Annotated in this window: 9 protein-coding genes; 6 read left to right on the forward strand and 3 right to left on the reverse strand. The window is 66.6% G+C overall.

The genetic code is table 11. The features are described 5' to 3' along the window. Window positions 1–18: 18 nt before the first annotated feature. The 3 genes from D0T21_RS11090 to D0T21_RS11100 all read right to left on the reverse strand — a co-directional run bounded on the left by D0T21_RS11090 (window position 19) and on the right by D0T21_RS11100 (window position 7731). Window positions 19–1353, reverse strand: a complete 1335-nt coding sequence (locus tag D0T21_RS11090) for a DUF3472 domain-containing protein (RefSeq protein WP_229211438.1) — start codon at window positions 1351–1353, stop codon at window positions 19–21. A gap of 10 nt (window positions 1354–1363) precedes the next feature. Then, a complete protein-coding gene (locus D0T21_RS11095; protein WP_116989785.1) occupies window positions 1364–4342 on the reverse strand; it encodes a TonB-dependent siderophore receptor in 2979 nt (992 codons plus the stop codon). A gap of 101 nt (window positions 4343–4443) precedes the next feature. Further along, window positions 4444–7731: a TIM-barrel domain-containing protein gene (locus D0T21_RS11100; RefSeq protein ID WP_116989784.1), complete on the reverse strand. Its 3288-nt coding sequence runs from the start codon at window positions 7729–7731 to the stop codon at window positions 4444–4446. A 272-nt stretch (window positions 7732–8003) separates the two neighbouring features. Here D0T21_RS11100 and D0T21_RS11105 point away from each other — a divergent pair, with 272 nt between their 5' ends. From D0T21_RS11105 to D0T21_RS11130, 6 genes are read left to right on the forward strand one after another with little or no spacing between them, the layout of a single operon-like run. Next, window positions 8004–9140 carry an SIS domain-containing protein gene (locus D0T21_RS11105; protein WP_116989783.1) on the forward strand — a complete coding sequence of 379 codons (1137 nt, stop codon included), beginning with the start codon at window positions 8004–8006 and terminating at the stop codon, window positions 9138–9140. Continuing rightward, window positions 9127–10074: an ROK family protein gene (locus D0T21_RS11110; RefSeq protein ID WP_116989782.1), complete on the forward strand. Its 948-nt coding sequence runs from the start codon at window positions 9127–9129 to the stop codon at window positions 10072–10074. Before D0T21_RS11105 ends, D0T21_RS11110 begins: the two co-directional genes overlap by 14 nt. Before the next feature lie 21 nt (window positions 10075–10095). After that, the gene (locus D0T21_RS11115) at window positions 10096–11451 is read left to right on the forward strand and encodes a D-tagatose-bisphosphate aldolase, class II, non-catalytic subunit (protein WP_199538450.1); all 1356 of its coding nucleotides are present in this window, start codon (window positions 10096–10098) and stop codon (window positions 11449–11451) included. A gap of 33 nt (window positions 11452–11484) precedes the next feature. Then, complete coding sequence (locus tag D0T21_RS11120) at window positions 11485–12252, forward strand: DeoR family transcriptional regulator (RefSeq protein WP_026335293.1); 768 nt, start codon at window positions 11485–11487, stop codon at window positions 12250–12252. A 2-nt stretch (window positions 12253–12254) separates the two neighbouring features. Then, window positions 12255–13373: an N-acetylglucosamine-6-phosphate deacetylase gene (gene nagA / locus D0T21_RS11125; protein ID WP_116989781.1), complete on the forward strand. Its 1119-nt coding sequence runs from the start codon at window positions 12255–12257 to the stop codon at window positions 13371–13373. Window positions 13374–13384: 11 nt separating this feature from the next. Continuing rightward, window positions 13385–15178, forward strand: a complete 1794-nt coding sequence (locus D0T21_RS11130; RefSeq protein ID WP_116989780.1) for an MFS transporter — start codon at window positions 13385–13387, stop codon at window positions 15176–15178. The last annotated feature ends 9 nt before the right edge of the window (window positions 15179–15187 follow it).

Raw genomic sequence — 15187 nt, forward strand, 5'->3', positions numbered from 1 at the left:
CTCCTTTTAAAATTCTTCTTACTGCTGCGGCAGCGTGGTCACATCCACCGCCGGTTGCTGGCCAGTGGCGGCGCGGGTGAAGTTCTGGTTCACCGGCACATAGCCAGCGAAGAAGCCGCCGTTACGCAGGTAGAACTGGCCGTTATCCAGACCGCCGGCGTAGTCCATGCGCTGGACGTTGGTCACGGTGGCGTCGCCGGTGAAACGCGCCGTCGTCACCTCGGACCATGCGCCCGACACGTTACGCGCCCACTGGTTGCCAAACGATACACGCCGTCCAGCATAGCCCTTGGTATCGATGAAGTTCTCCAGGAAGGAGTAGGCTCCGGTCAGATACGTGGTGGTGGCGGGACGCTTCCAGGTGGCGATAAAGCGCCACACGCCCAGCTCCGGCGCGTAGAACCACGCTGAGTAGTCGGTGGCGCCGGCACCGTCCGGCCGCGCGCGGGTGATGAAGCGATAGGTGTTCCCGCTGATCCAGTTGTAGCTCAGGTAGGACTGGCCGCCCGTGCCCTCGCCGCCGAAGCCGTTGTCCACCACGCCCGCGCCCTTCTTGACCAGCGTGGTCTTGCCGCCACCGTCCGCATCCCACACCGAGAACAGCACCCAGCGCTCGCTGGGCGACTTGACCTGGATGCCGAAGTAGCCCTGGCCGAAGCCGTTGGCCATGTAGTAGGAGCCTTCCGGGTCCTGCCCCGCCGGCACCGTCACCTCGTTGTAGAAGTACTCGGTGTTGGCCGGCGTGGTGTAGCCCATGTGGACCGACGGTCCGCGCCGCGACCAGTAGTAGTTGGCCGCGTCGTCGGCGTAGTTGATCGCGGACGTGGTGGTCACCCGCAGCGCCGAGACGTCGCCGAAGTAGCCGCCGTCCTTGCTGACACCCTGCAGGTCAACCTTCACATAGCCCGGCGCCGCGACCCTGACCGTGCCGACCTGGTAGGACCCGCTGCCATTGGCGGACAGCTTGACCAGGAACGGCGTGCCGTTGACCGTGACGCGTATGGTGCTGCGGTTGCTGCCGGCCAGCCGGGCGTCCAGGCCCAGCGTGACAGAACCCGCGGACGCCATGCGGAAGTACGCGCTGGTGACGGTGTTCGGGTTGCTCCAGTTGGCCAGGCCGTTGTCGTTGATCTCCTCTTCCGCACCAGTTGGCGCACTGGTGATGAAGGCATTGCCGGCCAGCGCCACCGTCTTCGAGCCGGCGGCGGTCACGCCGGCCTGCGGCCCGCCCATCACCACCTGCGCGGCCGTCTTGTCTGTCTGGCCGCCGGTGCTGGCGCCACCGCAGGCGCTCAGCGTCAATGCGGCGGAAAGCAGGAACAAGCGTCTTTGATTAAAAGGTCGTCGATTCATGGAGTCCTCCTCAGAAGAACTTGTAGTTGGCCGAGAACGAGTACATGCGGCCGAACAGGTTCTGGCTATGGTTGTAGCCTTCCCAGCCGTTCGGATCGTAGGTAGGCTGCTTGTTCAGCAGGTTCTTGATGTTCATGCCCAGCTCCAGGTTCTTCATCGGCTTCCAGTTCAGGCCCAGGTTGACCGTGTAGTACGACGGTGCGCCGCCGCACAGGTTCTGCGGCAAGGCGACCGAAGCGGCCGTGCAGTTCTCCGGCGTGTTGTCGGTGTCCCATGGACCGTAGGCCCATTTGGTCTTGCCGGTGTAGTTGACGAACAGGCTGGTGACGAACTTCTGGTACGCCCAGTCGGCATTGAAGGTGGCGCGCACGCGTGGCGAGTCGTAGAAGCCGACCACGTTGCCGGTGAAGCCGCTGCCGTCTTCCGAGTTGTAGGTCTCGCGGCGACGGATGGTCGCCGATACGCCGGTGTTCAACTTGCCGTATTCGCCCAGCGAGAAGCGCGTGCGGGCATCGATGTCGACGCCGTCGAGCAGCGTGCGGCCACGGTTGGAGTAGGAGTTGATCAAGCCGCCCAGGTTACCCACCGAGTACTTCGGCGCGCCGCCGGAACATGCCGCCGCGTTGGCCGGGTTGTTGCACATCGCGGCGACGGCCGCCATGTTGCCACGGTCCGCATCGGTGATCGGATTGCGGATGGCGGCGCTGGTGCCGGCCAGCGTCGGACCGTATTTGTCCACCAGTTGCGTGAACAGTTCATTGAAGTCCTGGCGCACGATCTCATTGCGGCGATAGACGAACCAGTAGTCCACCGAGATGCTGACGTCTTTGACCGGCTGCAGCACCAGGCCGGCGGTCGAGATCTTGGCTTTTTCCGGACGCAGCGACGGGTTAGGCGGCGTCAGGCCGCCGACCGTGGTCGAGCAATTCGAATTGAGCAGGTTCTTGCCCAGCTCCGCTTCGGCCGGCGAGACGGACTTCATCAGCACCTTGGCCATCGCATTGGTTTCGTCGCAGCGCACGGTGTCGCGGATGCCGCCCACCTGTGCGAACACGCCACCGCTACCCGATTCGGCCAGGTTGGGCGCGCGGAAGCCTTCGGAGTAGGTGCCGCGCACCATCACCTCGGGACGCGCGCGCCACAGCACGCCGATCTTCGGCGCCAGGTTGGCGGGGAAGTTAGGATACTTGTCCAGGCGCGCGGCGGCGTTCACTTCCAGCTTGTCGGTCACTGGTATCACCACTTCGCTGAACAGCGCCGCGATATTGCGCTGGCCGTCGAACCAGGAGCCGCCCTGCTGCGTGATGTAGCCGTTGGCAGCATCCTGGTTGCCCGGCGTGTAGAAGCTCTCGCGCATCAAGCTGGCGCCGAAAGCGGCGCGCACTTCGCGTTCGCCGATCTTGGCGATAGTGCCTTCAAGCTTGCCGTCCCAGGTCATCAGCTTGGTCCAGGACTGGATGTCGAAGGTCGGATAGGCGGCACGCAGCAGCGCGGCGTTGGCGTCGCTGATCTCGCCGAACTTGTAGGCTGGGTTGTCGGCGATGTAGGTGCGGCCGGTCGCCGCGTCGGTGGTGAACGGACCGAAGGCCTTGGCGAAGCCCTGGGTGTTGATGTTAATCGTCTGGAACAGCGTCGAATGGCTGCCCGCCACGCTGAGCGCCGTCTCGAAGTCCCAGCCACCGCCGATGCTGCCGCGCAGGCCGGCCACCGCGCGGTAGTTGTTGTCCTCATTGGTCTGGCCGAAGTGGCCCGGGGCGTCGAGCATGATGTAGTTCAGCCCCGCCGCGCCGCCCATCTTGGCCGCCATGTCGGCACTCAGCTTGCCTTTCAGGTAGACGTTGTTCGGTCCGAGGTAAGGCGTGACGAAGGTGTTGAGCGTGGTGCCGGTATTGCGCGCGAACCAGTTGCTGGTGCTGCCGCTGTTGAAACTGCGCGGGCCGTTCTCGCCGCGCAGCTTGATGTGGGTGTAGGTCGCTTCGGCGAAGCCTTCCAGGTTCTCACTGATCTTCAGGCGGCCGCTGAGGAAGCCGGTGACGCGGTCGGAGCTCGGGCCGGTGTCCAGTTGGTACGGCAGCGAGTTCCACACGCAGCGGCTGCCGGCGGCCTCGGTGATGGAAGTGGTGCAGCCATTGACGGCGCTCTGGGTGCGGGCATTGTTCTTGGCCTTGTCGAAGACGAAGAAGGTACCGGGATTGACCACGCCAGGTTCGCTGCCGGTGCCGGCGCGCAGGCTCGAGACAAAGGTCGGATTGTTGACGTAGAAGTAGTCGGGGCGCTTCAGGTAGGTGTCGGCAAATGCGATGCGGTCGCGCTGGTAGACGTTGATCGCGCCATAGACGTTGTAGCCATCGGCATCCAGGTCGCCCAGGCCGTACAGCACACTGCCCTGGCGCTCGCCGTAGGACTTGACGCTCGGCGTGGAGTCGTTGGTGGCGCGGACTTCCAGGCCCTTGTAGTTCTTCTTGGTGATCACGTTGATCACGCCGGCCACCGCGTCCGAGCCGTAGACGGCCGATGCGCCGTCGGTCAGCACTTCCATGCGTTCGATGGCGGCGGCGGGGATCGCGTCGATGTTGACGAACATGGTCTGGAAGCCGGCCGGCGCGCCGTAGAACGACAGGCGGCGGCCGTTCAGCAGCACCAGCGTGCCCTGTGCGCCCAGGCCGCGCAGGTTGGCCTGCGAGGCGCCGTCGGAACCGGTGAACATCGAGCGGAAGTCCTGCTGCGCCGGACGGGCGGCCGGCAGGTTGTCCAGCACTTGCAGCAGCGTGCGGGCGCCCATGTTTTCGATCTGCTTGGCGTCGATCACCTGCACCGGCGACGCGGTTTCGGCGTTGATGCGCTTCAGGCTGGAGCCGGTGATTTCGACCCGCGTGAGCTTCTGCTCATTGGCGCTCTTTTGTGCTTGCTCATCCAGCTCGTCGGCGGCCAGCGCCGTGGAGGCCAGACCCACCGCTACCATCGCGGCCACCAGTTTTTTCATATGCATCTTTGTCTCCCAGTTGTTAGTGGTTTCTTGGTTTATTGAGGCTGCAACAAGCCCTCCCCGGTCCGTGGAGGGGCTCTTTCTTGTGAAAATAAGGGGTTAGGTCAGCGCGGCCGGACGGTGCTGCCCTCTGTTCCTATCAGGACCGCATTGGCCCAGTTGCCGCAGACCTGGGCCGGCTTGCTACCGCGCGCGCCCAGGGTGCGCAGGCTGAGTTGACTCAGTCCACGCACATCAATTTCCGGCTTGACCACGGCGGGCGCCGCGATCAGGCCACTGTCGTACAACATCCGTTCACCGCTCCAGACCTGGAACTGCATGCCGCCGGCGCTGCGGCAGCTGTCGTCCACGCCCAGATCGGCGCGCAGCAGGTTCCAGTTGCCGGCCAGTTGCAGGTCGACGCGGCTGGTGGCGCCCACGCCCAGGCCCTTGCGGAACCAGAGGCCGTTCATGCGCATCTCGCTGCCATGCGCAGGCTTGTCGCGGCTGACGTTCTTCGGCAAGGCCAGGTCGGACAGGAACTGCTGTACTTCCGGGCCTTCCTTCGGCTGGTAGGCCATGACGTGGAACTCGGACAACGTGATCGGCTGCACCTCGCTTGGCACGGCGGCGTTGAAGGCGCGTGCTGGCGGCGTGCCGACGGCGGTCACCATCGGATCGGTGGCGGCCGCGCCATCGCCCTCGGGGTTCTGCGTGCTCATGACACGGAAGCGCAGCAGGCGGCCGGCGGCCGGCGGGAAGCTGATCGTCTGCAGGCCCTGCTCCAGCTTCAACTGGCCGCGCTTGATCGGCTGGCCCCAGTCGCCGTTGTTGTCGCCCATGTAGATCTCGTAGTCGCGGATCTGGCCGTGCTGCCAGTGCTGGTCGGTGCGCGGCGCGAGTTCGATGCCGTCGATCAGGCGGCGTTCGGTGAAGCCGATCACCCATTCATGCGGACCGCCCTGCACCGCCGGGCTGCGCGTGGTGCGGAACCAGGTGCTTGGGTTGTTGTCGAATGCGTTTTCCAGCGGGTAGCCGGTTTCCTCGGACGGACGGTTCATCACCATCATGGCGTCGGCCGGAATGGCGCGGCCCAGCACCGGTGCGGCCGGGAAGGCGTCGTCGGCCACCATAGTCGCGGCGCCGGTCTGCACGGTGAAGCGCAGCGGCTGGCGGATGTCCTGGCTGGCGGCCTTGACGTGCAGCGTGCCCAGTCGGTCGGCGGCGTCGAAGTACCAGCCTTCGGCGGCGGCGTCGAAGGCGGCGCGATCGGCCAGCGGCGGCAGCACAGCACTGCCGGTGCTGACGGCGGCTGGACGCTGGCGGGTCAACAGGCGCAGTGCATAGGCGCGGCGCGCCGGTTGGCCGGCATAGCTGCCCACCACCGGTTCGACGTCGACCTTGACGCCGTCGGCGGCTGCGTTCATGCGGATCAGTTGCTGGCTGAAGGCGCCGTCCTGGTATTTGCGGGTGTTGCCGTCATCCTCGTACAGCGTGAATTCGGAAGCGCCTTGCGGATACAGGTCCAGTGTCAGCACGTCCTTCGGCTTCTCGCCGTCGTACAGCATTTCCGGGTACATCGGCAGGATGGCGCCGGCGCGGACGAACACCGGCAGCTTGTCCAGCGTGACGGCCAGGTCGATATCGCGTCCGCCCTTGCCGGCCGTGGCCTGGCGGCCGTCCCAGTAATCGAACCACTGGCCCTGCGGCAGGTGGATGCCGCGGCGCCAGCCCTGGCTGACCGCCTGGCTGCGGTACACCGGCGCCACCAGCAGGTCGCGGCCCAGCAGGTACTGGTATTTGTAGGCTTCGGTGTAGGCCGCCGGATCTTCCGGGTTATCCCACATCAGGCCGCGCACCAGCGGCGCGCCGCTCTGCTCCGCCTCGCGCATCAGCGTGTACATATACGGCGTCAGGCGCATCTTCAGCTTCAGGTAGCGGCGGTTGATGCTAACGTAAGGCTCGGCGAACCACCACGGATGCTTGCGCTCCGCCGCCGCCCAGCCGGACATCCCCATCAGCACCGGCGTGAAACTCTTCCACTGCAGATCCCGGGTGTAGGTCTCAGGGCTGCCGCCGAAGATCGCGTCGACGTCGCCGGTGGCGTAGGCCTGGCCGGACAGGCCGGAGCCGATCAGCGTCGGCACGTGCCAACGGATGTAGTCCCAACTGGCGCTCTGGTCGCCGGTCCAGGTGACGGCGTAGCGCTGGGTACCGGCCCAGCCCATCACGGTCCAGATGAACGGACGGCCATCGGAATTATTCAGGATGCCGTCGTAGGCCGACTTGTTGGCGTCCAGCGAGAACTGATAGCCCTTGCCGGTCCACGCCACGTCCAGCTTCTGCACGCGGGTGCCGGCGGTGCCGACTTCCCACGCCATTTTCTCTACGCCGTTCTCGGTCCACAGGCCGGTGCGGAAGCCGTACTTCGCCAGGCCCTGCACCGTTTCCGGCAGCGCCGAATAACCGCAGCCGTAACCGTCGTTGGGCAGGATCCAGCCGCCCGGCATGTCGTGCTCGCGGTACTGGCGCGCCACGGTTTCGATCACGTCCGGCGTCTTGCCGGTCGGGCCGTCGGTCCAGCCTTTAGGCACGGTGCCCGGCTTCTTGACGTTGTCGCCGTCGTTGTAGCAATCGGCGTCGCCGTATTCCAGCGCCCAGCGCGGCAGCATGCGCGCGCGGCCGGTCCATTCGGTGTAGCGGGCCAGCACGTCACGCAGGTCCTTGCCGACGAAGTAGTAGGCGTCGAAGCGCGCTTCGTTGTGCTCCAGCGAGATCTGGTCGTTCTGGCGCAGGTCGTAGCTGCCATCGGACCAGGTGTTGCGCAGCATGCCCCAGCCGCGTGAGCTCATCAAAAACGGCGCGGGGCTGGGACGGTCACCCTCTTCCCAACCGCCGGAGTACGACACCTGCAGCTGCTTGCCCTTGAATTCATAGCGGCCGTTCTGCTGGCCGCCGCCGAAGAAGCGTTCGGCCTTGTCGCTCGACAGCGTCTGCACGCTTTGCTTGTCGCCCAGTTCCAGCGGCTGGATCTCGCGCCACAGCGGCTGCGCATCGCCGGCGCGGAACAGGCTGAAACGCAGCGGCTTGCGGTCGATGCGCAGGCTCAGGGCCGCCGTGCGGATCAGGATATGGTCGGCCTGCTCGCTGACGCTGTGCTCCACCGTGGCGGACGGCGTGGCGACGACGATGGGCGCGGCCTTGTCGCCGGCGCCAGTCAGGCCGGATTTGGGGCCGGCCCAAATATGCAGCACATCGGCGCGCGGAAGGCTAAGCTGTATATGGGCGCCGGTGTCGGTGACCAGATCCCACTGCTGGCCGGCGCCAGTGGTGACGGTACGTAAATTGCCGATCGGCGCGGCCAATAAAGGTGCGCTGGCAAGCAAGGCGGCAATGGCTGAAATCTGTTTCATAGTCTGCTTATTTCGAAAGAAAATGCGTTGCGATGCAATTACTCTAGGAATAAAAATAAGCCCGGTCAACAAAAAGAAAGAAAATATTTAAAAAGAACCTGTCAAATCTTTCGTATTGATAGTTGATCGAATAACATACTTTCGATTTCGTGGCAAAAGTGGTACAGTGGCGGACATCGGCACGGCAAAGCAACTTTCTTTTTGCTTTCGAATTTGACATTCCGAAAATAAAACCTTATTCTTTCCCTGACTTAACCAGACTAATTCTTTCGATGACCAACTTACTCCAACGTGCCCCACAAGCCTGGCGCGATATCGGCGGCCTCGATACCGCCGAAGAAATCGTCCATCAGCCAGCCCTCTGGCGCGAACTGGCGACGCATCTCGCCAAGGAAAAAAGCCGCATCGCCGCCTTCCTGGGCGACACCCTGAGCAATCCACAGCAGCGCGTGATCCTGACCGGCGCCGGCAGCTCGGCCTATGTGGGCGAAATCATCGCCGACGAAATCAACGCCGCCTGGCCGTGCCAGGTGCGCGCCCTGTCGACCACCAGCCTGCTGACCCACCCTGCGCTGTACCTGGAACGCACGGCGCCGACGCTGGTGGTGTCCTTCGCCCGCAGCGGCAACAGCCCGGAAAGCACGGCGGCGGTGCAGCTGGTGCGCGACATGGTGCCGACCGCGCGCTTCCTCAACATCACCTGCAACGCCGACGGCGCGCTGGCCCTGCAAGGCGCCGGCGACCAGCAAACCCTCAACCTGATGATGCCGGCCGCCAGCTGCGACCGCGGCTTCGCCATGACCAGCAGCTTCACCTGCATGCTGCTGGCCGCGCTGTGCGTGCTCGATCCCGACTTCCAGCCGGAGCGCCTGGACACGCTGGCGCAACTGGGCGAGCAGGCGCTGGCCGCGTGGTCGGCGCCGGTGGCCGAACTGGCGGCGCAGCGCGTCTCGCGCGTGGTCTACCTGGGCAGCGGTCCGCTGGAAGCGCTGGCCAAGGAAGCGGCGCTGAAGATCCTCGAACTGACCGCCGGCAGCGTGCTGGCGATGGCCAACAGCGCGCTCGGTTTCCGCCACGGCCCCAAGGCCGCGTTGAACCAGGAGACGCTGGTGGTGCTGTTCCGCAGCTCCGATCCGCTGTCGCGCCGCTATGAACACGACCTGCTGCTGGAACTCCAGCGCGACCAGGTCGCCGGCCGCTGCCTGACCGTGGGCGCGGGCGCCGACATCGGCATCGACGCGCCGGCCTGGCCGGATGCCTGGCTGGCGCCTTTGTGGCTGCTGATGGCGCAGCAGTACGCGCTGCACCAGTCGGCGCTGCTGCAACTGCGTCCCGATAATCCTTTTGCCGGCGGCACCGTCAACCGTGTCGTGCAGGGCGTCACCATCTACCGCCATGACGAATTCTGAACCACGCGGCTATCACGGCATCGACATCGGCGGCACCAAGATCGAGCTGGTGGCGTTTGCCGAGGAAGGCCATGAACTGAAGGAAGTCCACCGCGAGCGCATCGCCACGCCGGGCACCGATTTCGCCGAGTTCCTGCTGGCGATCCAGGGCCTGGTGGGCCGCGCCGACAAGGCGCTCGGCCTGCGCGCGCCGGTCGGCATCGGCCTGCCCGGCGTGATCGACAGTGCCACCGGGCGGCAGCTCAGCTCCAACGTGCCGGCGCTGAATGGCCGCGCCGTGGCCCATGCGCTCAAGGATGCGCTGGAACGCCCGGTCGCCGTCGGCAACGACTGCCAGTGCTTCGCGCTGTCGGAAGCGCAAGGCGGCGCGGCGCACGGCCAGCCGACCATGTTCGGCGCCATCATCGGCACCGGCGCCGGCGGCGGCTACTGCGTCGAGGGCCGCCTGCTGCGCGGCGCCAACGGCGTGGCCGGCGAATGGGGCCACTGGCCGCTGCCGGCCGCGCAATTGCTCCCTCATGCGCTGCCCATCCTCGACTGCCCTTGCGGCCGGCGCGGCTGCCTGGAACGCTATGTCTCCGGCCCCGGCATGAGCCGGCTGCACCAGCACCTCGGCGGCGGCGACGAAACGCCATTGGCCATCGTCGCGCAGGCGCGCGCCGGTTCGGCCATCGCCGCCCAGACCATGGCGCTGCACGCCGACCTGCTGGGCCACGCGCTGGCCACGCTGGTACTGACGCTGGACCCGCACGCCATCGTGCTGGGCGGCGGCCTGTCGCAACTGGCCCACCTGTACGACCAGCTGCCGGCCGCGATGCGCCGCCATCTGTTCCCCGGCGTGCGCGTGCCGCCCATCCTACCGCCGAAATTCGGCGACGCCGGCGGCGCGCGTGGCGCCGCCCTGCTCGCCCGTCAGCAACTCAGCGGCCACTAATCGTCCAATAAACAAACGCTTATGAAAACCACCGAAACCCTGTCCCCCGTCCAGCAGCTCGTCGCCGCCCACCGCCGCGGCGAAGCAACAGGCCTGTACAGCGTCTGCTGCAGCCATCCGAGCGTGCTGCGCGCGGCGATGCGCGTGGCGGCCGACTACGACACCGTGCTGCTGGTGGAGGCGACCTCGAACCAGGTCGACCAGTTCGGCGGCTACACCGGCATGACGCCGTCCGCCTTCCGCGACTACGTGCACAACCTGGCGCGCGGCCAGGGCTTCCCGCTGGAGCGCCTGGTGCTGGGTGGTGACCACCTCGGCCCCAACGCCTGGCAGGGACTGGACGCGGTCACCGCCATGCAGCACGCGGAGACGCTGATCGCCGCCTACGCCGCCGCCGGCTTCCACAAGATCCACCTCGATTGCAGCATGCGCTGCGCCGACGATCCACAGCTGCTGAGCGACGAAACCATCGCCGCCCGCTCGGCGCGGCTGTGCGCGGTGGCGGAAAAGGCCGCCGAGCTGGCCGGCCTGCCGCCGCCGGTGTACGTGATCGGCACCGAGGTGCCGATCCCGGGCGGCGAAGCCAACCTGGCGCAGGCCGGCGCGGTCACCTCGCCCAAGGCCGCTGCGCGCACGCTGGACGTGCACCGCCTGGCCTTCTTCGCCATGGAACTGCACAGCGCCTGGCGCCGCGTGATCGCGATGGTGGTGCAGCCGGGCGTGGATTTCGACCACAGCCAGATCCAGCACTACGACGCCGCGCAGGCGACCGCGCTGTCGGCCTTCGTCGCCGGCCAGCCCGGCCTGGTGTTCGAAGCCCACTCCACCGACTACCAGCGCGAATCGGCGCTGCACGACATGGTGCGCGACCATTTCGCCATCCTCAAGGTCGGCCCGGCCGCCACCTTCGCGCTGCGCGAGGCCTTGCAGGCACTGTGCCTGATCGAGGAAGAACTGGTGGCGCCCGGCCAGGCCTCGCGCCTGATGCAGGTGCTGGACGAGACCATGCTGGCGCAGCCCAAGCACTGGGCCAAGCACTATCCCGGCACCAGCGCCGAACAACGCCTGCTGCGCCGCTATGGCCTGAGCGACCGTTGCCGCTACTACTGGGGCGAGCCGGCGATCGTGGCCGCCGTCGACAAACTGTGCACCAACCTCGATGCGCTGGCGATTCCGCTGTCGCTGCTGAGCCAACACCTGCCGGAACAGTATCTGGAAGTGGTGCAAGGCCGGTTGGCCACCAAGGCCGAAGCGCTGCTGGAGCACAAAATCGGCCGCGTGCTGGCGCAATATGCGCGCGCCTGCAACCGTAATGCGGCGGCAAATACGACGCTCAATGCATCCGCGCCTGCTGGCACAGCGGCTGCGATCTGTTAAGCTCGACGTTTTTGTAGAATCGACTGCACAATAATGCGAAATACCAGTCAACGCCGCGCCTCCATCTTGCAAGCGCTTACCCAACACGGCTCGGTCCAGGTGGCCGCGCTGGTGGACCAGCTGGGCGTCTCCGCCGTCACCATCCGCAGCGACCTCAGTGCGCTCGAATCGCAGGGTCTGGCCACGCGCAGCCACGGCGGCGCCACGCTGACCCGCACCCCGCCGCCCGAACAGACCATACCGCAGAAGGACGCGCTGAACCACGAGCAGAAGGAGCGCATCGGCGCCTGGGCCGCGCGCATGGTGCAGCCGGGCGACAACATCATCATCGATTCGGGCACCACTACCATCTCGCTGGCGCGCCACCTGCGCGAGGCGCAGAACGTGACGGTGATGACCAATGGCCTGAACATCGCCTGGGAACTGGCCGACGCCCCCGGCGTCGACCTGATCCTGACGGGCGGCCTGCTGCGCAAGCAGTCGCTGTCGATCCAGGGCACGCAGGCCGAGGCCTGCCTGCAGGCCTATAGCTTCGACAAGCTGTTCCTCGGCGTCGACGGCTTCGACCTGCAATTCGGCGTCACCACCCACCACGAGGCGGAAGCGAGCCTGAACCACAAGATGGTGGAACGGGCCAAGAAAATCATCGTCCTCGCCGATGCCTCCAAATTCGGGCGCGTCAGCCTGCACCGCATCGTGCAGCTGGACCGCGTCCATACCGTCATTACCGACGCCAGCATCAGCGCGGAATACCGCGATGGCCTGCTGGAAGCCGGCATCGAACTCCTGATAGCGGAATAACTGTGTTAAGCAACGACGTTTTAAGCGGCAGAATCCTCACGCCACAAGGCTGGATCACGGGCAGCATCGCCTTTGACCAGCGTATTCAAACCATCCAGGCGGACGCGCAGGCCGGCAACAACAGCGGCCTGACGATACTGCCCGGCTTCATCGACCTGCACGTGCACGGCGCCGCCGGCGTCGACATCATGCAAGGCGGCGACGCCGGCGCCAGCGTGGCGCGCAGCCACGCGCGCCACGGCACCACGGCGATGCTGGGCACCACCATGACGGCCACCGACAATTCGATCCGCCGCGCGCTCAAGGGCCTGGCCGGCGTGATTGCCGAACGCCCGGCCGGCGCCGCGCGCATGCTGGGCGTGCACCTGGAAGGGCCATTCCTGAGCATCCACCGCCTCGGCGCGCAGCCGGCCGACGCGGTGGCCGTGGCCAGCCTGGAGCTGCTGCGCAGCTATCACGAACTGGCGGCCATCCGCGTGCTGACGCTGGCCACCGAAGTCGACGGCCACCTGGACCTGATCCCGATGCTCAAGCAGATGGGCATCCGCGTGCAGCTGGGCCACAGCAACGGCAGCTACGAGGACGGCGTGGCCGCGCTCAACGCCGGCGCGGCCGGCTTCACCCATCTGTTTAACGGCATGACGGCGCTCAACCACCGCCATCCCGGCATCGCCGGCGCCGCGCTGGCGCATGCCGAATATGCCGAGATCATCCCCGACCTGCAGCACGTGCACGAAGGCGCGATCCGCGCCGCGCTGCGCGCCATCCCGCGCCTGTACGGCGTGACCGACGCCACCTCGGCCACCGGCATGCCGGACGGCGAGTATGGGCTGGGTAGCCAGCGCGTCTACAAGTGCCTGGGTTGCGTGCGGCTGGCCACCGGTTCGCTGGCCGGCTCGGTGCTGACGATGGACCAGGCGCTGCGCAATTTCGTCGGCCTCGGGCTGGACCTGGCCGACGCCTCCAACCGCTTGTCGCTCTACCCCGCCGACTACCTCGGTGAGACGGAGCGCGGCCGCCTGGCGCCCTGTGCCTGGGCCGACCTCGTAGTTTTGAATGCCGATCTGCAGCCGGTGGCCGTCTTCGTTGAAGGCGAAGCCATCGATCTTTCTTCTCACTAGCCGGAGTTTCGATGCAAGCCACCCTGCCAACCGCACCCGCCCGCGCCATGGGCTTTCTGCTGTTTATCGCCGGTATGGGAGGGCTGCTTTACGGGATAGACGTCGGCATCATCGCCGGCGCCCTGCCCTATCTGGAATCGACGGCGTCGGTGGCGTGGAAGCTGAGCGCGCAGCAGCTGGGCTTTATCGTCGCGGCGGTGCTGCTGGGCTCCGTGCTGTCGTCGCTGTTCGCCGGCGCGCTGGCCGACCTGGTGGGGCGGCGCGCGGCGATGGTGCTGGCCGGCGCCCTGTTCACGCTCAGCATACCGCTGATTGCGCTGGCCGACGGCTACCTGCCGCTGATGCTGGGCCGTCTGCTGCAAGGCATCAGCGGCGGCTTGATTGGCGTGGTGGTGCCGCTGTACCTGGCCGAGTGCCTGCATGCGCGCCATCGCGGCCGCGGCGCGGCGCTGTTCCAGCTGCTGCTCACCATCGGCCTGGTGGCGGCGGCGTTGATCGGATTGTTCCAGGCGCAGACGGTGGAAACCGCCACGGCGGCGGCGGCGCATCTGGCGGAAGCGGCGCGTGCCGACGCCGTGTTCGCGGCCAAGGACCACGCATGGCGCAGCATCTTCTGGGTGTGCCTGGCGCCTGGCCTGGTGTTCACGCTGGGCGGCCTGCTGCTGTCGGAATCGCCGCGCTGGCTGGCGCGCAAGGGCCGCATCGCCCAAGCCCGCGCCGCGCTGCTGCGCACCCGTCCCGCCGCCGAGGCGGAAGCGGAACTGCGCGATATTGAACTGGCGCTGTCGCCAGTTACGTCGTCCGGCGGAGCGGTGGCAAACGACCGCCTGCTAAGCCGCCGCTACGTGCTGCCCTTCCTGCTGGCCTGCCTGGTGCTGGCGCTGACGCAGGCGACCGGCATCAATTCCATCCTGGCCTATGTGGTCACCATCCTGAACCAGGCCGGCCTGCCCGGCGCCACCGCCAACATGGCCGACGTCGCGCTCAAGGTGCTCAACGCGGTGATGACGGTGGTGGCGGTGGTGCTGGTGGACCGCAAGGGCCGCAAGTTCCTGATGATGCTGGGTACCGGCGGCATCGTGCTGGCGCTGTTGACGGCGGGCCTGCTGTTCCGCAGCGTGGAGGGCGAGCAGCGCGACATCAGCGCCATGCTGCAAACGCGCGCGCAGGCCAATGGCCTGGAGCTGCGCCTCGATCCAGCCACCTTGCAGGCGCTGGGCGGCACGCCGACTGATGGCGCGGCGATGCAGCTATCGATCGCCTATTCCTACGGCCCGTTCACCAACGTGCAAAGCCGCCGCAGCGACGATCCGGCGCTGCCGCTGCTGCGCGTCGCCCGTGAAGACACGGTGCAGGCGGACAGCGTGATCGGCGCCTTCTTCCGCCGTCTGCATCTGAATCCGTTCGCCGATCCGGCCGAAGCCGTCGGCGCGCCGCTGCGCATCGAGCAGGCGCACCTGTCGGCGGTGCCGCCCTCCGCGCACGGCTGGCAGGTGGCGCTGGCGATTTGCCTGTTCGTCGCCAGCTTCGCGGTCGGCCCCGGCGTGTGCGTGTGGCTGGCGTTGTCGGAGCTGATGCCCAACCGTATCCGCTCCAACGGCATGAGCGTGGCGCTGCTGATCAACCAGTTTGTGTCCACCGTGATCGCGGCGGTGTTCCTGCCGACGGTCGGCCAGTATGGCTATGCCACGCTGTTTTTCTACGGCGCCGGCTGCGCACTGCTGTACTTCCTGACCGCCACCTTCCTGCTGCCCGAAACCAAGGGCAAGACGCTGGAAGAAATCGACGCCCACTTCTCGCGCTGAGCGCGCGGC

This window comes from Duganella sp. BJB476 (assembly GCF_003416895.1).
GTDB lineage: Bacteria > Pseudomonadota > Gammaproteobacteria > Burkholderiales > Burkholderiaceae_D > Rugamonas.

What these genes read in the sequence shown, in the direction of transcription:
- D0T21_RS11090 (WP_229211438.1), bottom strand. Translation starts at nt 1,353, where the DNA reads ATGAATCGACGACCTTTTAATCAAAGACGCTTGTTCCTGCTTTCCGCC.
- D0T21_RS11095 (WP_116989785.1), bottom strand. Translation starts at nt 4,342, where the DNA reads ATGCATATGAAAAAACTGGTGGCCGCGATGGTAGCGGTGGGTCTGGCC.
- D0T21_RS11100 (WP_116989784.1), bottom strand. Translation starts at nt 7,731, where the DNA reads ATGAAACAGATTTCAGCCATTGCCGCCTTGCTTGCCAGCGCACCTTTA.
- D0T21_RS11105 (WP_116989783.1), top strand. Translation starts at nt 8,004, where the DNA reads ATGACCAACTTACTCCAACGTGCCCCACAAGCCTGGCGCGATATCGGC.
- D0T21_RS11110 (WP_116989782.1), top strand. Translation starts at nt 9,127, where the DNA reads ATGACGAATTCTGAACCACGCGGCTATCACGGCATCGACATCGGCGGC.
- D0T21_RS11115 (WP_199538450.1), top strand. Translation starts at nt 10,096, where the DNA reads ATGAAAACCACCGAAACCCTGTCCCCCGTCCAGCAGCTCGTCGCCGCC.
- D0T21_RS11120 (WP_026335293.1), top strand. Translation starts at nt 11,485, where the DNA reads ATGCGAAATACCAGTCAACGCCGCGCCTCCATCTTGCAAGCGCTTACC.
- D0T21_RS11130 (WP_116989780.1), top strand. Translation starts at nt 13,385, where the DNA reads ATGCAAGCCACCCTGCCAACCGCACCCGCCCGCGCCATGGGCTTTCTG.